The 21,117-nt window shown below is 58.2% G+C and carries 19 protein-coding genes; 9 read left to right on the forward strand and 10 right to left on the reverse strand.

Going from position 1 to position 21,117, the window contains the following annotated elements; translation table 11 throughout:
* Nucleotides 1-21: 21 nt before the first annotated feature.
* The 3 genes from H8B14_RS16175 to H8B14_RS16185 form a co-directional block, all read right to left on the reverse strand.
* The gene (locus tag H8B14_RS16175) at nt 22-2,430 is read right to left on the reverse strand and encodes a 3-hydroxyacyl-CoA dehydrogenase/enoyl-CoA hydratase family protein (RefSeq protein WP_187316701.1); all 2,409 of its coding nucleotides are present in this window, start codon (nt 2,428-2,430) and stop codon (nt 22-24) included.
* 155 nt (nt 2,431-2,585) lie between these two features.
* Nucleotides 2,586-3,062 (reverse strand): MarR family winged helix-turn-helix transcriptional regulator, encoded by a 477-nt coding sequence (locus H8B14_RS16180; protein ID WP_044014483.1) that lies wholly within the window; start codon nt 3,060-3,062, stop codon nt 2,586-2,588.
* A 176-nt stretch (nt 3,063-3,238) separates the two neighbouring features.
* Nucleotides 3,239-5,038 carry an AMP-dependent synthetase/ligase gene (locus H8B14_RS16185; protein WP_187316702.1) on the reverse strand — a complete coding sequence of 600 codons (1,800 nt, stop codon included), beginning with the start codon at nt 5,036-5,038 and terminating at the stop codon, nt 3,239-3,241.
* Nucleotides 5,039-5,252: 214 nt separating this feature from the next.
* Between H8B14_RS16185 and H8B14_RS16190 the strand changes: the two genes are divergently transcribed.
* The 4 genes from H8B14_RS16190 to H8B14_RS16205 all read left to right on the forward strand — a co-directional run bounded on the left by H8B14_RS16190 (nt 5,253) and on the right by H8B14_RS16205 (nt 8,384).
* Nucleotides 5,253-6,401, forward strand: coding sequence for a formimidoylglutamase (locus H8B14_RS16190; RefSeq protein WP_187316703.1), 1,149 nt, complete (start codon nt 5,253-5,255; stop codon nt 6,399-6,401).
* A gap of 60 nt (nt 6,402-6,461) precedes the next feature.
* Complete coding sequence (locus H8B14_RS16195; protein WP_187316704.1) at nt 6,462-6,731, forward strand: cytochrome b5 domain-containing protein; 270 nt, start codon at nt 6,462-6,464, stop codon at nt 6,729-6,731.
* A 131-nt stretch (nt 6,732-6,862) separates the two neighbouring features.
* The gene (murQ, locus tag H8B14_RS16200; RefSeq protein ID WP_187316880.1) at nt 6,863-7,663 is read left to right on the forward strand and encodes an N-acetylmuramic acid 6-phosphate etherase; all 801 of its coding nucleotides are present in this window, start codon (nt 6,863-6,865) and stop codon (nt 7,661-7,663) included.
* Between the two features lie 154 nt (nt 7,664-7,817).
* On the forward strand, nt 7,818-8,384 hold the full coding sequence (locus H8B14_RS16205; RefSeq protein WP_187316705.1) for a hypothetical protein: 567 nt from the start codon (nt 7,818-7,820) through the stop codon (nt 8,382-8,384).
* A gap of 103 nt (nt 8,385-8,487) precedes the next feature.
* Here the strand turns inward: H8B14_RS16205 and H8B14_RS16210 are convergent, their stop codons facing one another.
* The 3 genes from H8B14_RS16210 to era form a co-directional block, all read right to left on the reverse strand.
* On the reverse strand, nt 8,488-8,757 hold the full coding sequence (locus tag H8B14_RS16210) for a hypothetical protein (protein WP_187316706.1): 270 nt from the start codon (nt 8,755-8,757) through the stop codon (nt 8,488-8,490).
* 151 nt (nt 8,758-8,908) lie between these two features.
* On the reverse strand, nt 8,909-10,231 hold the full coding sequence (gene der / locus H8B14_RS16215; RefSeq protein WP_187316707.1) for a ribosome biogenesis GTPase Der: 1,323 nt from the start codon (nt 10,229-10,231) through the stop codon (nt 8,909-8,911).
* A 159-nt stretch (nt 10,232-10,390) separates the two neighbouring features.
* Complete coding sequence (era, locus tag H8B14_RS16220) at nt 10,391-11,287, reverse strand: GTPase Era (RefSeq protein WP_187316708.1); 897 nt, start codon at nt 11,285-11,287, stop codon at nt 10,391-10,393.
* Between the two features lie 215 nt (nt 11,288-11,502).
* Here era and hemH point away from each other — a divergent pair, with 215 nt between their 5' ends.
* On the forward strand, nt 11,503-12,543 hold the full coding sequence (hemH, locus tag H8B14_RS16225) for a ferrochelatase (RefSeq protein ID WP_187316709.1): 1,041 nt from the start codon (nt 11,503-11,505) through the stop codon (nt 12,541-12,543).
* Nucleotides 12,544-12,659: 116 nt separating this feature from the next.
* On the opposite strand, the gene H8B14_RS16230 is transcribed toward hemH, so the two are convergent.
* Together H8B14_RS16230 and H8B14_RS16235 are read right to left on the reverse strand one after the other, a co-directional pair.
* Nucleotides 12,660-13,181 (reverse strand): PRC-barrel domain-containing protein, encoded by a 522-nt coding sequence (locus H8B14_RS16230; RefSeq protein ID WP_187316710.1) that lies wholly within the window; start codon nt 13,179-13,181, stop codon nt 12,660-12,662.
* 37 nt (nt 13,182-13,218) lie between these two features.
* On the reverse strand, nt 13,219-13,950 hold the full coding sequence (locus H8B14_RS16235; protein ID WP_187316711.1) for a hypothetical protein: 732 nt from the start codon (nt 13,948-13,950) through the stop codon (nt 13,219-13,221).
* A 35-nt stretch (nt 13,951-13,985) separates the two neighbouring features.
* On the opposite strand from H8B14_RS16235, the gene H8B14_RS16240 reads away from it, so the two are divergent.
* Nucleotides 13,986-14,975, forward strand: coding sequence for a DUF2157 domain-containing protein (locus tag H8B14_RS16240; protein ID WP_187316712.1), 990 nt, complete (start codon nt 13,986-13,988; stop codon nt 14,973-14,975).
* The gene (locus H8B14_RS16245; protein WP_187316713.1) at nt 14,972-16,165 is read left to right on the forward strand and encodes a hypothetical protein; all 1,194 of its coding nucleotides are present in this window, start codon (nt 14,972-14,974) and stop codon (nt 16,163-16,165) included. Before H8B14_RS16240 ends, H8B14_RS16245 begins: the two co-directional genes overlap by 4 nt.
* A gap of 82 nt (nt 16,166-16,247) precedes the next feature.
* Here the strand turns inward: H8B14_RS16245 and H8B14_RS16250 are convergent, their stop codons facing one another.
* Together H8B14_RS16250 and glmM are read right to left on the reverse strand one after the other, a co-directional pair.
* On the reverse strand, nt 16,248-17,396 hold the full coding sequence (locus H8B14_RS16250) for a cysteine desulfurase family protein (RefSeq protein ID WP_187316714.1): 1,149 nt from the start codon (nt 17,394-17,396) through the stop codon (nt 16,248-16,250).
* A gap of 167 nt (nt 17,397-17,563) precedes the next feature.
* Nucleotides 17,564-18,952: a phosphoglucosamine mutase gene (gene glmM / locus H8B14_RS16255; protein WP_187316715.1), complete on the reverse strand. Its 1,389-nt coding sequence runs from the start codon at nt 18,950-18,952 to the stop codon at nt 17,564-17,566.
* A 166-nt stretch (nt 18,953-19,118) separates the two neighbouring features.
* On the opposite strand from glmM, the gene mazG reads away from it, so the two are divergent.
* On the forward strand, nt 19,119-19,955 hold the full coding sequence (gene mazG, locus H8B14_RS16260) for a nucleoside triphosphate pyrophosphohydrolase (protein ID WP_187316716.1): 837 nt from the start codon (nt 19,119-19,121) through the stop codon (nt 19,953-19,955).
* A 254-nt stretch (nt 19,956-20,209) separates the two neighbouring features.
* Nucleotides 20,210-21,088, forward strand: a complete 879-nt coding sequence (locus H8B14_RS16265; RefSeq protein WP_187316717.1) for a MotA/TolQ/ExbB proton channel family protein — start codon at nt 20,210-20,212, stop codon at nt 21,086-21,088.
* Nucleotides 21,089-21,117: the final 29 nt, after the last annotated feature.

The raw sequence follows: 21,117 nt of genomic DNA on the forward strand, positions 1-21,117 counted from the left end.
CTCAATACCAACTACTCACTACTAATTACGAAGCGGTTTGCCGGTCGTCAGAATCGACTGAATCCGCTCCAGCGTTTTCCGCTCGCCGGTGAGGCTGAGGAAGGCTTCGCGCTCCAGGTCCAGCAGGTACTGCTCCGATACTTCGGTGGGGCTGCTCAGGTCGCCGCCGCACATGATGTAGGCCAGCTTGTTGGCAATCTTCACGTCGTGGTCGGAGATGTAGCGGCCTTCCTTCATGGCGTGCACGCCGGTCAGGAACATGCCCAGGGCGCCCTTGCCCTGCACCTTGATGTTGGTTTTCTGCAGCGGCTGGGTGTAGCCATCCTCGGCCAGCTCAATGGCGGCGGCTTTGGCCTGGGCCAGTACGCGGTTGGAGTTCACCACCACTTCGTCGCCGCGGCGCAGGAAGCCCAGGTCGAAGGCTTCGTGGGCCGAGGTGGATACTTTGGCGGTGCTCACCGTCATGAAGGCGTTGCGCAGCAGGTTGTACTCCGGCTCGCCTTCCTCGTACTTGAGGGCGGTGCGCAAAGTCATTTCCTTAGTGCCGCCGCCGCCCGGAATCAGGCCCACGCCGAATTCCACGAGGCCCATATAGGTTTCGGCCGCTGCTACCACCCGGTCGCAGTGCAGGTTCAGCTCGCAGCCGCCGCCCAAAGCCAAGCCGTGGGGTGCGCCCACCACCGGAATGCTGCTATAGCGCATCCGCATCATGGCCTGCTGGAACTGGGCAATCATCAGGTTCAGCTCGTCGTACTCCTGGTCCAGCGCGAACATGTACACGAGGCCCAGATTGGCACCGGCCGAGAAGTTCGGCGCGTCGTTGCCCACTACGAGGCCGCGGAAGTCCTTTTCGGCCAGCTCCACGCCTTTCAGCAGGCCCTGGATGACGTCGGAACCCAGCGCGTTCATCTTCGAGTGGAACTCCACGTTCAGGATACCGTCGCCCATGTCGAGCACCGAGGCCCCGGCGTTTTTCCACAGCACTTTGCCCGTGGCGCGCAGGTTGTCCAGAATGATGAAGTTCTCCATGCCCGGAATGGCCTGGTAGCTCTTCGACTCGATGTCGTAGAACTGCTTCATGCCCGCTTCACTCACTTTGTAGAAGGCGGTGTGGCCGGCGGCTACCATTTCCTCTACCCAGGGGGCTACGGTTTTGCCTTCGGCCTTGGCCAGCTCCAGGCCCTTCTGCACGCCCAAGGCATCCCATGTTTCAAACGGGCCCAGGTCCCAGCCGAAGCCGGCGCGCAGGGCGTCATCAATCTTGTAGAGCGAGTCGGTGATTTCCGGAATCCGGTTGCTCACGTAGGCAAACAGGCCCGCGAAGGTCTTGCGGTAGAAGTCCCCGGCTTTGTCTTTGCCGGCGGCCAGCACCTTGAAGCGGTCCGCCAGCTTTTCAATCGGCTTGGTGGCCTCCAGGGTGGCGAATTTCACCTTCTGGCTGGGCTTGTATTCCAGCGTGTTCAGGTCGAGGGCCTGAATTTCCGACTTACCGCCGGCGCCCTTCACTTTCTTGTAGAAGCCCTGGGCGGTTTTGTCGCCCAGCCACTTGTTCTCGGCCATCTTCTTGATGAAGTCGGGCAGCTGGAACACGTGCTTGGCTTCGTCGTTCGGCAGGTTCTGGGCGAGGCCGTTGGCCACGTTGATCATCGTATCCAAGCCCACCACGTCGGAAGTGCGGAACGTGGCCGACTTGGCGTGGCCGATAACCGGGCCCGTCAGCTTGTCCACTTCCTCCACCGTCAAACCCAGCTCGCTCATCACCTGCACCACGTCCATGATGGCGAAAACGCCCACGCGGTTGGCAATGAAAGCGGGCGTGTCTTTGGCCAGTACGGTGGTTTTGCCCAGGTACAGGTCGCCGTAGTGCATCAGGAAATCCACCACCGCCTGGTCCGTGTCCGGCGTCGGAATGATTTCGAGCAGCTTCAGGTAGCGGGGCGGGTTGAAGAAGTGCGTGCCGCAGAAGTGCTTGCGGAAGTCGTCAGAGCGACCTTCCGTCATCATGTAAATCGGAATGCCCGAGGTGTTGGAGGTGATGAGCGTGCCGGGCTTGCGGTACTGCTCTACGCGCTCAAACAGGCTCTTTTTGATGTCGAGACGTTCCACTACCACCTCAATCGTCCAGTCGCAGCCGGCAATGTCCTTGAGGTTGTCGTCGAAGTTGCCGGTCTTAATGCGCGCGGCATCAGCCTTGCGGTACAGCGGCGAGGGGTTGGCCGCCACGGCTGCCTGCAGGGAGGCATTCACGATGCGGTTCTTCACGGCCGGGTTGTCCAGCTTCAGGCCTTTGGCCTCCTCGGCGGGCAGCAGCTCCTTGGGCGCAATGTCGAGCAGCAGCACCTGCACACCGATGTTGGCGAAGTGGCACGCAATGCGCGAGCCCATCACCCCGGAGCCCAAAACGGCTACTTTTTTGATGGTACGATTCATTCGTGGGGAGGAATGAGGTGGGAAAATGAGTTGTTAGTTGTCAGTTACCAGTTGTCAGCCGAAGGCTTGAACTAGTCGTCATGCCGAGTTTTTAGGCGAACAAACTCCCTTTCTCAGTTGGAAGTAAGTCCGTAAAAAAGCCCCGGGCCGCCCGGCTAAGCCGGCGACTCGGAGCGCAGAGGTTTCAGCTTGAAATCGTCGTAGAGGGTTTTGCCTTCAATCATGCCCGTAATCTGGGCCACTACTTTAAAGAACACGTTCAGCTCGCTCTGCGGGATTTTTTCGCGCACCTTCAGGTTGAAGTGGCGCACCGTCTGGCGGGAAATTTCCTTGCCGCGCAGGCCTTCCTCGGTCAGGAAGATGCGCACCGAGCGTTTGTCCTGGGTGTCGGCCTGTTTATAGATGAGGCCCTTTTCTTCCATGCTGCGCAGAATGCGCGTGAGCGAGCGGGTTTCTAATCCTAGCAGCGGTGCTATCTTCGTAGCAGGCGTGCCGTTTTCCTGATCGATGTTCAGCAGCACAAAGCCGATGCTCGTGGTGATGTCGTGCTTGGCAGCCTGCGTATTGTACATACGCGAAATGGCGTGCCAGGCAACCTTGATGTTATAATCGACGGTTTCTTCGGGAGTCATGGGGAGGTACGGCAAGTCCGGTAAACATACAGAAATATGTTATGCTTGCATACTAAGTTAGGCAAAAAAAGTTTCTCCGGAACGAGCCTTGTGCCCTCGTAGTTACCCGCTCACAAAACAGCCCGGCCCCTGCAATGCAGGAACCGGGCTGTTTCAATTATTTCTCAGCAACTATACTAGTGGCTGCTGGATTTTTCCGGCCGCTCGGCATGCTGGTACAGGTCTTCGATGGCCGCTTTGTTGTTCTCGGTAATGACTTTGCGCTTCACCTTCATGGTTGGAGTCATTTCGCCGGTTTCTACCGTCCAGAGCTGCGGTAGCAGGGCAATTTTCTTTACCTGTTCCCACTGTGCGAAGCCGTTGTTGTACTTATGCACGAGGTCTTCGTACATCTTCACCACTTTCTCGTTTTTAACCAACTCCTCATTGGAGCAGTTGCAATCAACGCCGTTGCGCCTGCACCAGCCTTTGAGGTCATCGAAAGAGGGAATCACGAGAGCCGACGGGAACTTCTGGCCGTCGCCAACCACCATGCATTGCTCTACCAGCGGCGACTCCTTCAGTTTCCCTTCAATTACCTGCGGGGCAATGTACTTACCGCCCGAGGTTTTGAACATTTCCTTTTTGCGGTCGGTGATTTTCAGGAATTTGCCGTCTACAATCTCCCCGATGTCACCGGTGTGGAACCAGCCTTCGGCATCGAATTCCTTGGCCGTCAATTCAGGCTTGTTGTAGTAGCCCTTCATCACCGACTCCGACTTGGTAAGGATTTCGCCGTCCTGGGCAATTTTCACTTCGGTGTTGTCGATAATAGGGCCGACGGTGCCAATCATATTGTTTTCGGGCTCGTAGCCACCCACAGCAATAACCGGCGACGTTTCGGTGAGGCCGTAGCCTTCCATTACGGGAATACCCGCCGACCAGAACACCCGCGCCAGACGCGGCTGCAAAGCGCCGCCGCCGCTCACAATGCAGCGCAGGTTGCCGCCCAGTGCCTCACGCCACTTATTGAAAATGAGCTTATTGGCTAGCTTAAGCTGCGTGTTATAGAAGAAGCCGTGGTCTTTCTGGTTGTCGTATTTCAGGCCCAGATCCAGAGCCCAGAAGAATAGGTTCTTCTTGACACCTTCCAGCGTGTGGCCTTTCGCTACAATCTTGTCGTAGACTTTCTCCAGCAGGCGCGGCACCGTCGTGAAGATTTCAGGCTTAACTTCGCGCAGGTTGTCGGCAATAGTTTCCATGCTCTCGGCGTAGTAGATACTCACGCCGTTGATCAGGTAGAGGTGCGTTACCATCCGCTCGAAGATGTGGCAGAGCGGCAGGAAGCTCAAGGCCTTGTCTTCTTTGGAGACAGGCACAAACCGCTGAGCGTTGCGGCAGTTGCTGAGCAGGTTGTTGTGGGTCAGCATCACGCCTTTGGGCTGGCCGGTGGTGCCGCTGGTGTAAATCAGCGTGAGCAGGTCGTCGGGCGTCACAGCGGCTTTGATAGGCTCCAGGTCGGCAGCGCTACCCTGCTTGCCCAGCGCCAGCAGCTCGTCGAAATGGCGGGCGCCTTCCAGCTTGTCGAATGTGAAGACATTTTCAGCCGGGATATCCAAGCCCTGCGTTGCTTCCCGCACCTTGTCGAGCAGCTTCTGGTCGGCCACGAAAATGGCCTTTACGCCGGCATCTGTGAAGATATACTTATAGTCTTCGACGGTGATGCTGGGGTACATGGGCACGCTGGTGGCCCCCAACTGGGCAATACCAAAATCCGCGAACATCCACTCGGGGCGGTTCATGGAAATGATGGCCACTTTATCGTCTTTGCCAATGCCGAGGCTGCGCAAGCCCAGGCTGACCTGGTTTACCTTTTCAACTACGGTATCGGTGCTGATAGGCGTGTACTGGCCGTTGACTTTGGCGGCGAAGCAGTCAGGTTTATTGTACTTCTGCTGCAAATGAGGCAGGATGTCAAACGTACGGCGAATGTCCATGCGGGGAGAGGGCACTAAGGTGGGATAGATGGTCGAAGAGAGAGGCGACGACGCCCGGGTAGGGTTTCTGAAAGACAGGGCACACCCGAACTGCTGCTTAAATAAACACTTTTTCCAGTTATTGCCTAACTCAAGGAGCTCAGCCGTCTCCTGAAGATAGGCCCATGGCGGCGTTTTCTGTAGCTTTGTACGAGTCTGCATCCTCCCGCGCCCGATGAATCTGGCCATCTTTTTTGATCCGCTCCGCGAAGAGCTTGTTTCCTCTTCCGCTAGCGCCACCATTCTGGCCGCTTACGCCACGCCCTTTCTGGATACGTTTCCGGATTGGCGGGCCGCTGATCTTGCCCTGATTGGCCTGGACGAATGGCGCGGCAGCGCGGCAGGCGCCCCCGCTACCCAAGGCGCCGACGAAGTGCGCCGCCGCTTCTATCAGCTGCAAAAAGGCACCGGCCCGGCCCGCATTGCTGATTTAGGCAACCTGCGCCCCGGCCTGACACTGGAAGACACCTACCAGCGGCTGCGCGAAATCATTGCGGCGCTACTGGAGCACGGCACTGTTCCGATTCTGTTGGGTGGCTCCCACGACCTGGATTATGGGCAGTTTCTGGCCTACGAAACCCTGGACCGCCCCGTGAGCTTCGCCACCGTAGATGCCCGCGTGGACATGGCCGAGCAGGACTGCGCTGCTCCCGAGGAAAGCCATTTGCGCCGCATGCTGGTGCACGAGCCCAGCTTCCTGTTCAACTTCGCGCAGCTGGCCCACCAGCAGTATCTGGTAGCACCCGATGTGCTGGCGGCGCTGGAAAAGCTGCACTTTGAAACCCTGCGCGTGGGTCAAGTGCGCGACGATATCCGGCAGGCCGAGCCATTGCTACGCCAGGCTGATTTCGTGAGCTTTGATATTGCGGCGCTGCGCTGGAACGATGCGCCCGGCTACTACCCGGCCAACCCGTTCGGCCTTACCAACGAGGAGGCCGCCAAGCTGGCCTGGTACGCCGGCCACAACGACCAGCTCAGCTCCTTCGGTCTCTACGGCTACCGCCCCGACTACGATACGCACGGCTTGGCCGCCGCCACGCTGGCCACTATGCTGTGGTACTTTGTGGAAGGCTATTACCACCGCCGCCGCGAAACCGACTTTCAGAGCCGCCGGTTTCTGCGCTACGCCGTGGGGCTACCGGGCACGCCGGCCAAGCTGGTTTTCTACAAAAGCCGCCACACCGAAAAGTGGTGGCTGGAAGTGGAAAGCATGGCCGACAGCGAGATTAAGCGGATTGTGCCGTGCAGCTACGAAGACTACTTCCGGGCCGCGCAGGGCGACCTGCCGAACCGCTGGATTCTGACACAGGCGCTGCTGGGGTAGCTCTGGGGTTTGGCTGTTGGTAAGCATGGCCCAACGCAGAACGATTGATTTGATGAACGCATGAGCCTGACACCTGACCAGCAGCCACCAGCCACCCAGCTCCCTACGTACACCAAAAGCCAGCTGGCCCTCCGCAACGGGCAGGACCGGGACGAAATCTGGGTGGCCTACCGGGGCCATATTTATGATGTGACCCGCTCGCGCCTCTGGAAGCGCGGCAACCACTACGAACACTGGGCTGGCCAGGACCTCACCCAAGAGCTGGACCGCGACGCCCCGCACACGCCCAACGTATTCGATAAATTCCCCGTTATCGGGCAACTAGGGTGAAGGAGGTGTTTAGGCGATAGAGTGAAAAGGTGTTGAAGTAACGAGGCTGCTTTACCACATCAACTACCGCATCACCCTAACTAGCTCATTCCTTCATCACGCTATTGCCCTATCACTTCATCACCACCTTCATGAGCACCACCGAAAGCCCCTCCATCTTCAACAACCTCGAAACCCTCTCCACGCACGAGCTGCTGGCGGGCATGAACAGCGTCGATCAGACGGTGCCGCAGGCGGTAGCGAAAGCCCTGCCGCAGCTGGAGGCGCTGGTAGAAGCTACTGTGGCCCGGCTGGGAGCGGGTGGGCGGCTGTTCTACATCGGGGCTGGTACGAGCGGGCGGCTGGGCGTGCTCGATGCCTCAGAGTGCCCACCCACGTTTGGCGTGCCACACGGGCTGGTGGTAGGTATCATTGCAGGCGGCGACACGGCCATTCGGAAGGCGGTGGAAAACGCTGAAGACGACGCCCAGCAGGCGTGGTTGGATCTGCAGGCCTTCGACATCAATGACAAGGATATTGTGGTGGGTATTGCCGCCTCCGGCCGCACTCCTTACGTAATTGGCGGGCTGCAGCAGGCCCGGCAGCACGGCCTGGCTACCGGCTGCATCGTGTGCAATGCCAACTCGGAGGTGGCGGCTGTGGCTGAGTTTCCGGTGGAAGTAGTGACGGGGCCGGAGTTCGTGACGGGCAGCACGCGCCTGAAGGCCGGCACCGGCCAGAAACTGGCCCTTAACATGCTCACTACCGTCACATTTATCCGGCTGGGCCGCGTGAAGGGCAATAAGATGGTGGACATGCAGCTCAGCAACGCCAAGCTGGTAGATCGGGGCGAAAAGATGCTGATGGAAGAACTGCATATCGGCCAGCCGGAGGCGGCGGCACTGCTGCTGCAGCACGGCTCGGTACGGGCGGCCATGGCGGCGCGGGCATAGACTGGGCGGCGGCTGAGGCTCAAACGGAATTGTGGGTTTCGACCACCAATGGAAACCCTCCGTGTTCACGCGTAGTTACAGATCAGGCTCCTGCCACGCTTTTTTTTGTGCTGACTAACTCCGGCAGAAGCCTACTCCACACTACCCGACCACTATGCATACTCTTGAGCCGCACTACGCCTGGCTGGATCAGTATTCAGCCTCTGAAGACCCCCGCTCTCCGCTCCACGAAGCCGAAAACAGCCTCGACGCCTACGTCAATACCATCTACGGCTACTATATCCATCCACAGTGGGATAGTCTGGATTCTGAGACGCTGTTTCTGAAAATCCTGTTTGTGGATTATGACGAGGGTATCGGCATTATCGAGTTGATTGGCGAGTGGAACGACGCCATCGAAAATGACATCATGCACCTCAAGCGCAACATCATTGATATGATGACCAATGAGGGCATCCGCAAATTCATTCTCATCGGCGAAAACGTGTTCAACTTCCACGGCTCCGAAGACGACTATTACGAAGAGTGGTTTGAGGATGTGGAAGACGGCTGGATTGCAGCTGTAAACTTCCAAGAGCACGTGGTGCGCGAAATGCGCCAATACAATATCGACAACTACGTGAACTTCGGTGGCCAGCTCGACGAGCTACCGTGGCGCACTTACGAACCCAGGCGGCTCTTTGAGGTGGTTGATAGCCTGCTGCAACGGCGACTTGGCTAGTTGCTTCGGCTCCGATAAATCTTGGTGTACTGCAATCGAAAACAAAAAAGAGGCTTTCCGCACGCGGAAAGCCTCTTTTTTTGCGTCCAGGACGCTGCCGTAATTACTGGGCAGGAGTCGTAGCAGGAGCTGGAGTAGCCTGGCTTGGCTGAGCATCAGCAGCATCTTCCATAGCGTCAGCCTTGGCTTCCGTAGCATCTTCTACCGAGTCAGCACCGGCTTCGTTGCCAGCAGCTTCCATAGCGTCAGCCTTGTCTTCGCCAGCAGCTTCTACGTTGTCAGCAGCTTGCTCCATGTTGTTTTCTTTCTGGCTGTCGCACGAAGCGAAGGTGAACGAAGCAGCGGCCAGGGCGAGGAACAGTACTTTTTTCATGATGGGGGTTGTTGAGAGATTTGGAAAGTCTTTTTTGAGGTAAAATCAAGCCCGTGCCGGAAAGGCTACCAGCTGATTTCAGGGCTTTATACCAAGCTGAACAGAAGGTAACCCGGGCGCTGCAAAATATTTTTCAGCGCCCGGGTTCCTCCTACTTTTTGCGGAACACAATGCCGATTGGCACGCCCTTGAAGTCGAAATGCTCGCGCATGCGGTTTTCGAGGTAGCGCGTGTAGCTCTCCTTCACGTATTGCGGCAGGTTGCAGAAAAACGCGAATACCGGATTGTGGGTCGGGAGCTGCGTAACGTACTTGATGCGCACCGTTTTGCCCTTCTGAATAGGCGGCGGGTACTTCTCCACTTCTTTGAGCATGGTTTCGTTCAGCTCGGAAGTTGGGATTTTGCGGCGCTTGTTGCCATACACCTCAATGGCCGTTTCAATGGCCTTATGCACGCGCTGCTTGGTGAGCACCGACGTGAAGATGATGGGCGGGTAGGAAATCGGCGCAATCTTCTCGTAGATCTTCTGCTCGAACTCCTTGGCCGTGTTGGTTTCCTTGTTTTCGATCAGGTCCCACTTGTTCACCAGAATCACGATGCCCTTGCGGTTTTTGTCGGCCAGACCGATAATGTTCACGTCCTGGGCCTCAATGCCGCGGGTAGCATCCAGCATCACCACGCACACATCAGCTTCTTCCAGCGCCCGGATGGAGCGCAGCACGGAGTAGAACTCCACGTCTTCGTGTACCTTGGTTTTGCGGCGCAGACCAGCGGTGTCCACCAGCATGAACTCGTGCCCAAAAGCGTTGTAGCGCGCCTGGATAGAGTCGCGGGTGGTGCCGGCAATGTCGGTCACGATGCTGCGCTCGGTGCCCAGCAGCAAATTCACGAAGCTGGACTTGCCCACGTTGGGGCGGCCCACCACGGCAATTTTCGGGATACCCAGGTCGGGCTCTTCCACGCCTTCTTCCTCGAAGTGGCTGATGACGGCATCCAGCAAATCACCGGTGCCGGAACCACTGGCCGAGGAAATCGGGTAGATTTCGCCGTCGCCAACACCCAACGCATAAAATTCGCCGGAAGAGTGGATGCGGGAGTTGGTATCGGCCTTGTTGGCGACGATGTATATTGGCTTTTTGCCCTGGTAGCGGCGCAGTACGTTGGCAAACTCCTCGTCGAGGCTGTGCACGCCGGCCATAGCATCTACCATGAACAGCACCACATCGGCCTCGTCGATGGCCAGCTTTACCTGCTTGTTGATTTCGCCCTCGAAGATATCATCGGAGTTGTGCACGTAGCCACCCGTGTCGATGACGGTGTAGTACTTGCCGGTCCAGTCGCCGTAGCCGTAGTGCCGGTCACGCGTAACGCCGCTTTCATCGTCCATGATGGCCTTGCGCTGGCCGACGAGGCGGTTGAAAAGAGTGGATTTGCCCACATTCGGGCGGCCCACAATGGCAATAGTATTTTTCATGTTGTCTGACTCCAGCCGCCGGCCCGACCAAGTTCGGCAGTGCCCGGAGTAGTTAAGTGAATGTGAGGTCGGAGGTTTAGTGCTTAGTGCCTGGGGCTTAGTGCTTAGGTCGTTCGTTTCGCAATCGATTAAAGGAACAGCCTAAGCACTAAGCACTAACTATTGATACCCAAAGCGGCTGAGGGCTTTGGGGTCGGTGCGCCAGTTCTCGTTCACCTTGACGTAGATTTCGAGGAACACCTTTTTCTGGAAAAACTTCTCCATTTCCTCGCGGGCCCAAGTACCTACTTTTTTGAGGGCCGTGCCCTGCTGGCCGATGATGATGCCCTTCTGGCTGGCGCGCTCCACGTAAATCACGGAGCGCATCCGGATGATGTTTTCGTCTTCCTTGAACTCCTCAATCTCCACCTCGCAGCTGTACGGAACCTCTTTTTTGTAGAGCTTGAAAATTTTCTCCCGGATCATCTCGGCCGCGAAGAACCGTTCTGGCTTGTCGGTCAGCTCGTCTTTAGGGTAGTAGGGCGGGTGCACGGGCAGGTAGCCGAGCACCAGATCCAGCAGTTCACCAGTCCCGAACTTCTCCAGCGCAGAAATGGGCAGCACGCGGGCCGCGTTGGGCAGATGCTCGCGCCAGTACTCCACTTTGGCTTCCACCTCGGCCTGGTCGGCCTGGTCGATTTTGTTGACGAGCAGCAGAATGGGCGTGTCCACCATCTTGCGCAGACGCTCCACCACGGGCTCCTCGTCGTGCTTTTCGTAGATATCCGTCACGAACAGAATCACGTCGGCATCTTCCAACGACGAGTACACAAACGACATCATGGCGTTATGCAGCTCGTATTTGGGCTGGATGATGCCGGGCGTGTCGGAGTATACCAACTGGAAATCCTCGCCGTTGAGGATGCCCAGAATGCGGTGGCGCGTGGTCTGGGCTTTGCTGGTTACGATGCTGAGCCGTTCGCCCATCAGGGCGTTCATGAGCGTGGACTTGCCCACGTTGGGCTTGCCGATGATGCTCACGAAGCCGGCGCGGTGCGGTTTGGGGTCGGTATTCACTTCAGGGTCTGAAATTTGGCCTGCAAAGCTACGGTTATTTTGAGCCATTAGCCGTTAGCTGTCAGCTATTAGCTTCTTTTGCAGTCCCGTTGAAAGTCAAAAGGCCGGTTTGCCGGTTAATGACGCAACCAACCGATTCAATAATTGCCGTCCTGGCCGCTTTTTGTTTCGTTGCCGGCTACCGGCCAGCAGCTAACCGCCAACAGATCAATAAAATGCCCTCTTCCTCCAACAAAGGCCGCATCGGCGTCCTGCTCGTCAATCTTGGCACGCCCGACTCGCCCCAGACCAGCGACGTACGCCGCTACCTCAATGAGTTTCTGACCGATGGCCGCGTGGTAGATATGCCGGCGGCCATCCGCTACCCACTGTTTCAGGGCCTGGTAGTGCCGCTGAGGGCCCCGAAATCGGCCAAGATTTACCAGCAGCTCTGGACCGACCGGGGCTCGCCGCTGCTTTTCCACGGCCTCGATCTGCAGAAGCTGGTGCAGCAGAAGCTGGGCAACGATTACCTCGTGGCTTTCGGCATGCGCTACCAGAACCCCAGCATCGAGAAGGCCCTGGAAGAGCTGCGCGACGCGGCCGTGGAGCGCATTATTGTGCTGCCGCTGTTTCCGCAGTATGCCGCGGCCAGCACCGGCTCGGTGCAGGAAAAGGTGATGGAGATTGTGAGTAAGTGGTGGGTGGTACCCAGCATCAGCTTCATTAGCAACTTCGTGGACGAGCCGGGCTTCATCGAAACGTTTGCGACGCTGGGCAAGGCCGAAATGGAAAAGCACGACTACGACCATGTGGTGTTCAGCTACCACGGCATTCCGGAGCGGCACGTGCTGAAGGGCAGCCATAAGGGCTACTGCAAGCTGGGCAGCTGCTGCGCCAGCTACAACAAAAACAACCGCTACTGCTACCGCGCGCAGTGCTTCGAGACGTCGCGGCAGCTGGGCAAGGCGCTGGGCCTGACGCCGGAGCAGTACACCACCACCTTCCAGAGCCGCCTGCAAAGCCGCCTCCGCGACCCGTGGCTGCAGCCTTACACCGACGAAGTCATCAAGGAATATCCGGCCAAAGGAATCAAGAGCGTGCTGGCCTTCTCCCCCGCTTTCGTAGCCGACTGCTTGGAAACGACCATCGAAGTAGGCGAGGAATTCAAGGAAATGTTTGAGGAAGCCGGCGGGCAGCACTGGCAGCTGGTGCCCAGCCTGAACACCCACCCGCAGTGGGTAGATGCCGTGGCCGGCATGATTCAGCGCAACTAAAGCGTAGAACAGAATACGTAGCCCGTCATGCAGAGCGGAGCGAAGTATCTCGTCAGCGTAGTGGTTCTACTACCCTGGCGAGATACTTCGCTCCGCTCTGCATGACGTTCTTTTTTCTACTCCAACCTGCGCCGGAAAGTGGACGACGTGTCGGTGGGGCGGCGGTTGCCGTAGAAGCTTTGCTCGTCGAAGGAAGGCTGCGCGTAGAATGCGCTGTCTGTGTTGATCGTGTTTTCGGGAAGCGGCAGGCGCAGGGCGCGCAGCATGGCCTGTTCGTATTCGCGGCTGATCTGGAACTCCTGGTACGGCGGGTACTCCAGCACCGAATCTAGGGTGAGCGAGGGCACGAACAAGTTGTCGCCATCTTCATCGAGGGCCGCTACGCCAATGGGCACGAGGATGTGGCGGTTTTGCTCGTTGATGCGCAGGCTGGCGTCCAGTTCCACGTCGAGGTAGCGCACTTTCAGGGTTTCCTCTTCCACAATCAGCTCGGCTACGGTGCCAAACTGACGGCCGTCGGCGCCACGCGCTGCCCAGCCGCGCACGTCGGGGTTGCCGTCGGCTACTTCGTAGTCGGTCAGGTCGCGCAGGCGGCGCAGGTGCATGTTTTGGGCGGAAGGAATAGGCGTTGGTTCCACGGGAAAAGGCGGGTTGAAACGGGAATAAAAAGATGTGCTACGCAGTAGCCGACGAGTTAAGGACACGCACTAGGCTGGCAGCACGCGTAAAGAATTCCTGCAGCTGCTGGTGGTCGAGGGCAGTGGCGTTGCGGCCCGAAAGCTGAGTGGCGCGGGTTATCAGGTCGGCTACGGCCGCTTCCTGGCCGGGGTAGGCCTGCTGCTGCATAGCCTGCATCAGGCCCGTAGCAGCCACAAAGCCGGGACGCAGGCTAGCATTGGGCTCGTCGAGGCGGGCGGTAGCGCTGGTCAGGTTGTCGCGCTTTTCGCCGATAGCAGTGGTGCGCAGGTCGTCACGGTCGGCCAGGTCTACCAGCGCGGCCGTGAGCAGGCGCAGGCCTTCCAGGGCGTAGGTGGGCTTGGTGGCGTCGGTACGGGCAAAGGCGGCCAGTACTTCCGGCGTTACGGGCGCGGCTTCCGGAGCCATGTCGGCTACGGCGGCATCGGCAGGGCGCGGGCCGGTTTCGGCGCCCGCGCTGCTGTCAGAGCGGATGGGAGCGGGCTCGGCGGTGGGTGGCGCTACCGGTTCGGTGGAAGCCAGCGTGTCGGAGCGGAACAGAAACCAAGCGGCCGCCCCAACGATGGCCAGAACCAACAGGATGAGTAGCCAGGGGCTGGGAGAATTTTTCTTGCGCTGAATGTTGATGTCGGCCATGAGGGAGCGGGCTGGGGTTTGGGCAATCCATACGGAAGCCGGCCAAAATACGATGCGTATGCGGGTTTCGGGCATTCTGCTACATTCGCTACGCACCCCTCCCCCAGCCTATGCGCACCACTCACCTTCTCGCCGACCTGCAGGCGCGGGGCCTTCTGCCGCCCGCCCAGGCCCAGGTTATTGCTGCTGATGAGCGTACCCGGCCCTTGTCGCTGCATCAGGAGCTGCGGGCGGCGCTGTATCTGGGGGTGACGCTGCTCATTGGCGGGCTGGGTGTGTTGCTCTATCAGCACCTCGATGACATCGGGCATGGCGTGCTAATCGGGGCTATGGCGCTGCTAATGCTGGCCGGTTTCGGCTATGCCTGGCGGCACCGGCAGCCGTTTACGTGGGGCCAAAGCACGGCCCTCAACTTCATTCCTGACTATGCGCTGCTGCTGGGCTGCCTGCTGTTTCTAGCGCTGGAAACCTATCTGCAGGTACAATTCGGCATATTCGGCAGCCGCTACGGGCTGGCCACGCTGCTGCCCGCCGTGCTGTTCATGGCGCTGGCGTATCGCCTCGACCACCGGGGCGTGCTGGCCATGGGCCTCACGGCGCTGGGCGCGTGGGTGGGCGTAAGCGTGCAGCCACTGTCGGTGTTCACGGCCAACGCCCTGTTCACTTCCCGGCTGGGCGTGGCCGGCGTGCTGCTGGGGCTGGCCCTGACGGCTGCGGGACTATACGCCGAGTTTACCCGGCACAAGCCGCACTTTGCCTTCACGTATATGTCATTAGGAGCCAACGTGGCGCTGCTAGCGGCCACCGCCGTGCTCTTCGACTACTACCCGCAGCCCTGGCTGCCCAAGTGGGTGGCCGTACTGCTGATGCTGCTCTTGAGTGCGGGCCTGATCTGGTATGCCCGGCACGCGCAGTCGTATCTGTTTCTGCTGATGGGTGTAGTGTACGGCTATATTGCGTTGACTTACACGTTCATCCAGCTGCTGGATTTCAGCAACGAAAATGATGGTGGGCTGCTGATTTCCTTGTATTTCATGCTGTCAGCGGTGGGCGTTATCATGCTGTTTATGCGCAGCAAAGAATTTCTGCGTCGGGTATGAAGATGAAAGCTTATCCGCTGTTGTGGGCCACGCAGGAAGCCATGGCGGCGGCCGCCCCCGGCTGGTTTCGGCGCCAGCTGCTCACCGATGCCCAATTTCAGGCCATCAAAGCCGCTTATCAGCCCGATTTCTACCGACCGGGGTTGCTGCTGTGCATCGGGCTGGCGCTGTTTACGTGTGTGGGCGTGGCCGGCACGGCGGCGTTTCTGGCTTTGTTTGGTTTCGCTTCCCAGCTCGTTGCTCTGCGACTGCTGGGCTGGGCGGTGGCACTGGGCTGCCTGGGCACGCAGGAGTTGATTATCCGCAACTTCCGGCACTACCGCTCCGGCACCGACAGCGCCCTGCTGTACATCGGCCTGGGGACGCTGGCGTTGCTGCTGGCCGAGGCGGCCGACCACCTGCTGCCTCCAGGCACCACCTACGCGTCGGGTTTCGGTAGCCCTCACTACGCGCTGCTATTACCGATACTGGGGTTGCTGCTGCTGGCCACCCTGCGCTACGCCGACCGGCTGGTGGCAGCAGCCACTTACCTGGTGCTGCTGGTGCTGCTGGCCAAGCTGCTGCTATTACTACCAGCCGGGCGTTTGCTGCTGCCTTTCGCGCTCATGCTGACAGCGGCTGGCAGCTACCGGATTCTGCAACATCTGCGCCTGCGGCCCGATTATCTGTATTACCGCGCTTGCCTGATTGTGCTGGAAGTGCTTGCGCTAACTACTTTCTATCTGGCCGGCAGCTACTACATAGTGCGCGAAGGCAACGCCGAAATCAGTGGACTCAATCAGTCGGTGCAGGTGCCGCTGGCGCCACTGTTTTACCTGTTCACGGCCGTCATTCCGCTGGTGTACATAGCCGTGGGCCTGCGCAAACGCAGCCGCCTCTGGCTGCTGACCGGGCTAGCAGCGGCGGCGTTTTCGCTGTTCACGCTTCGCTATTACCGCTCCGTTTTGCCGCCCGAAATTGCAGCCGTTCTGGCTGGTGCCTTTCTACTGGCGCTGGCCGTCTGGGCCGCCCGCTACCTGCGGCCCGCCCGCCACGGTCTCACCTCCCTTCCCGACGCCGACCAACCCGCTCACCTCAACCTAGAGTCGTTGGTGGTGGCGCAAACCGCGCATGTGCCGGCCGCGCAAGAGCCCGGCTTCGAGTTTGGCGGCGGCCATTCCGGCGGTGGCGGCGCCGACAGCTCGTATTGATGTGCTGCTGTCAAAGCGCAAAAAAGCCGCTCCTGCAAATGTAAGAGCGGCTTTTCTTGATAATGGCGAAACGGTTTCGCTGCTACACTTTCAGCGGCTCGCGGCGGTACATTTTGGCCAGCTGCTCTACGGCGTAGTCTACTTCGGCTTCGGTGTTGTACTTGCTCATCGAAAAACGAATGGTGCCCCGCTCCGGGTCGCAGTTCAGGGCGCTAAGCACGTGCGAGCCGGCATTGGCGCCGCTGGTACAAGCCGAGCCGCCCGACACCGATATGCGGTTGATATCAAGGTTGAAGAGCAGCATTTCGTTCATCGCCGACGGCGGCAAGCTCACGCTCAGCACCGTGTAGAGGCTCTGGTCAGCTTCGGCGGAGGTGCCGTTGAACTCCACGCCTTCAATTTCCGCTTTCAGCTTCTGAATGAACCGGTCTTTCAGCCCCTGAATGTGGCGCTGGTGGTCGGCCATGTCTCGGTAGGCTATTTCCAGTGCCTTAGCTAGCCCCACGATTCCGTACACGTTTTCGGTGCCGGCCCGCTGGTTGCGTTCCTGCGAGCCCCCATGAATTAGGGCGTCCATCGTTTGGCCCGAGCGGCGGTACAGGAATCCCACACCTTTCGGCCCATGGAATTTGTGCGCTGAGCCCACCAGAAAATGAGTTTTCAGCTGCTGCACGTCGTGCTTGTAGTGACCCATGGTCTGCACCGTATCGGTGTGGAACACGGCGTCGTAGCGGGCGCAGATGTCGCCAATGGCCCCGATGTCGTTGAGGTTGCCGATTTCGTTGTTGGCGTGCATCAAGCTCACAAACGTGCGCGGGTTGGTGGCCAGCAGTTCCTCCAGCTGTGCCAGATCAAAGCGCCCCTGCGCATCGTGCTGCAGGTAGCTCAGGGTGGCGTCGCCGGCTTTTTCCAGGGCCTGCGTGGTATGTAGCACCGCGTGGTGCTCCAGCCGCGACGTAATCATGTGCTTTAGTCCGAGCGTGCGCACACTACCAAAAGCGGCGTAGTTGTCGGCTTCCGTCCCGCACGAGGTAAACACGATTTCGGCGGGTGCCGCATTGATGAGATGCGCCACTGTTTTGCGCGCATTTTCAATAGCCGCCCGCACCTGCCGCCCGTGTCCATGAATGCTGCTGGGGTTGCCGAAATGGTCCCGCAGAAATGGCAGCATAGCGTCCAGCACTTCCGGATCCAGTGGTGTGGTAGCGGCGTTATCGAAATAAACAGTCATGGGCGGCAACGGAATAGATGAAAGCAACGGCCACAAAAATAAGGGATTCCGCCGGGCTGGCTTTTCTGCACGGCCAGATAACGCCGCAAAAAGGGGGATTTATGCCGGAACAGTGGCCTGCTCCGGCATAAATCCCCCCTTACGCTATGCATAGCAGACTTCCGGGCTTACTTGCTAATAATCTCCCGAATATCGCCGATAATCTTGTTGGCTAAGTGGTCGGCAGTGGCGTTGGAATCCGACTCGGCATAAATCCGGATGATGGGCTCGGTGTTGGACTTGCGCAGGTGCACCCACTCCTTGTCGAACTCAATCTTCACGCCGTCAATCGTGTTTACGGGCTGCTTGGCGTAGCGGGCGGCCATCTGCGTCAGCACCTCGTCGGTGTTGATTTCTGGCGTCAGCTCAATCTTATTTTTCGAGATGAAATAGTTCGGATACGAGTTGCGCAGGCGGGTCATGGTGAGGCCCGTTTTGGCCAGATGACTCAAAAACAGCGCAATACCTACCAATGAGTCGCGGCCGTAGTGTAGCTCCGGGTAGATGATGCCCCCATTTCCTTCGCCCCCGATGATGGCATTGGTTTCCTTCATCTTGGTTACCACATTCACCTCGCCCACGGCCGCAGCGGCATACTGGCCGCCCTGCTTCTCAGTCACGTCGCGCAGGGCGCGGGTGCTGCTCAGGTTGCTCACGGTGTTGCCGCCACCGTTTTGCTGCAGCACGTAGTCGGCCACGGCTACCAGCGTGTATTCCTCACCGAACATGGTGCCGTCTTCGTTCACCAGCGCCAGGCGGTCCACGTCGGGGTCCACCACAATGCCCAGGTCGAAGGAGCCTTTCTCCATCGTCTTGGCAATTTCACGCAGGTTTTCAGGCAGCGGCTCGGGGTTGTGGGCAAAGTCGCCGGTGGGCTCGCAGAACAGTTTTTCGATGATTTCCACTCCTAACTGCTCTAGCAGCATTGGCACGGCAAAACCACCCGTGGAATTCACCGCGTCTACCACCACCCGGAAATTCTTGGCCTTAATGGCCGCCTTATCCACCAGCGGCAGCGCCAGAATTGCCTCGATGTGAGTTTGCAGGAACGTGTCGTCGGTGCTGTATTGCCCTAGCTTGGTTACCAGCGCGAAGTCAAACGATTCAGAGTCGCCCAGCGCCAGCACCTGCTGCCCTTCTACGTCAGAAATAAACTCCCCCTTGTTGTTGAGCAGCTTCAGCGCGTTCCACTGCTTGGGATTGTGCGAGGCTGTCAGGATGATGCCACCACCCGCGTTTTTGGCGGGCACTGCCATTTCTACTGTGGGCGTGGTGCTCAAGCCCAGGTCAATGACATTGATGCCTAGGCCCTGCAGCGTAGCCGCTACCAGCTTGCTCACCATTTCGCCCGAAATCCGGGCGTCGCGGCCAATGATGATGGTATTATTTTGCGTATTCGCCAGCACCCACGTTCCGAAGGCCGCGGCGTATTTCACGATGTCAATGGGCGTCAGACCTTCGCCAGCTGCGCCGCCGATGGTACCCCGGATGCCCGAAATAGATTTAATTAGTGCCACAGGCCAAGTATGATTTTTGAACAGGCAAAAGTAGACAAATGCCCCTGCTTTCACTACGCTAGTGAGTTGCAGTCTTGTTGCTGTCGAAGTTTTAGAAGCAGGCTGCCGGACTGCCTTCCGGCTTTAGGCATGCAATAGTGCGGGCGGCGGGTGTATCTTTGAAATAATGGATACCTCCCTTCACCGCCGCCCCGACCAGCTCGCCGCCTTTGGGCGCCTGCTTGACGTATTGGAACGCCTGCGGGCCGAGTGCCCCTGGGACCGGAAACAAACGCTGGAAAGCTTGCGCCACCTCACCATCGAGGAAACCTACGAACTCAGCGACGCCATCATCCGCAACGACCTCCCTGATCTGAAAAAAGAGCTCGGTGACGTGTTTCTGCACCTCATCTTCTACGCCAAAATAGCTTCCGAAACCGGCCACTTCGACATTGCCGATGTGCTGAATGCGCAGTGCGAAAAGCTTATCTTCCGCCACCCGCACATCTATGGTACTGTGCAGGCCGCCACTGAAGAAGAGGTGAAAAAGAATTGGGAGCAGCTTAAACTGCAAGAAAAAGGCAACACGTCAGTACTTGGTGGCGTACCTACCTCACTGCCGGCTTTGGTGAAGGCTATGCGTATTCAGGAAAAGGCGCGCGGTGCGGGCTTCGACTGGGAAAAGCCAGAGCAGGTGTGGGAGAAGGTAGAAGAGGAATTAGGCGAGTTTAAAGCTGAATTTGCGCACGCTGATCCTGCTACCGTCAATGTAGAGCAGGCCGCCGCCGAATTTGGGGATTTGTTGTTTTCGCTCATCAATTTTGCTCGCCATGCCGGTATTAATCCGGAAGAAGCACTAGAACGCACCAACCGAAAATTCATTCACCGCTTTCAATACCTGGAAACCCAGGCGGCCCGCAACGGCCAGAAACTCGCCGATCTGAATCTTGCCCAAATGGACGTGTATTGGGAAGAAGCCAAACAACAGCTTCCTGCCATTAATCAGAACCCGCCCATGAAATAGCCTTTTTTCGGGGCCCTACCCGCTTTAAAGCGTTTAAACCCCGATTTCATTTGGCGACACTCCGTTTTTTTAATTAGGTTTGCCAAGGATAGACCGAATTTCGGACGAGCCCCGCACACGAGCAGACCCACGTTTTTTGCCCTGGCAAAGCGTGCGGGTGAGCGGGGCACCGTCGTATTTAGGCCTGTTCACCGTTCATTTACCCCGTTTACCAGTTTACCTTTCACCACCAACACCCCTAATTCTCCGGAACAATGGAACAAAAGAATGCCCTAAACAAGAACGTGCGGCCTGCCGCTCCTGCCGCGCCCAAGGGTGAGGCGAAAGGCGGATCCGCGTTTGCCGCCATCGTAATTCCGCTGGCTTTCGTTGTAAGCATTATCATCTTCAAGTTCGTGTTGGGCAACCCCGGCAACTTTGTGGGTAATGACAATGCCAATGCAGCCTTGCCCGGTAACTACCTTGGCACGATCTACAAGGGTGGCGTAATCGTACCAATTCTGATTACGCTGTTCCTGCTCGTGTTGACCTTCTCTATCGAGCGTTTCCTCACCATCAGCAAGGCCAAAGGCTCGAAAGGTGTTGAAAGCTTCGTGCGCACCGTGCGCCAGAAGCTGAATGTAAACGACATCACCGGTGCTATTGCCGCCTGCGACCAGCAGCGTGGTTCGGTAGCAGCCGTAGTAAAGTCGGGTCTGCTGAAGTACCAGGAGATGGCCCGCGAGCGTGGCCTCGACAAAGACCAGAAGATCTTGGCTATCCAAAAGGAAATCGAAGAGTCGACGACCTTGGAGCTGCCAATGCTGGAGAAAAACCTGGTTATCCTGTCCACCATTGCTTCGGTATCGACGCTGGTAGGTCTGCTGGGTACGGTATTCGGTATGATCAAGGCCTTCTCGGCTCTGGCACAAGCTGGTAACCCGGACGCTGTAGCTCTTGCTGAAGGTATTTCGGAAGCACTGATCAACACGGCTATTGGTATTGCCGGCTCGGCCATTGCCATTATCGCCTACAACTACTTCACCAGCAAAATTGACGAGCTGACGTACAGCATCGACGAGGCTGGCTTCAGCATCATTCAGACCTTCGCTGCTCAGCACGGCGAGAAGACGACGGAAACTTATACGGCTTAAGTTGCGGTTAACGCAATAGCAGCACGTAG

Origin of the sequence: Hymenobacter puniceus (assembly GCF_014333525.1) — a bacterium.
Taxonomy (GTDB): domain Bacteria; phylum Bacteroidota; class Bacteroidia; order Cytophagales; family Hymenobacteraceae; genus Hymenobacter.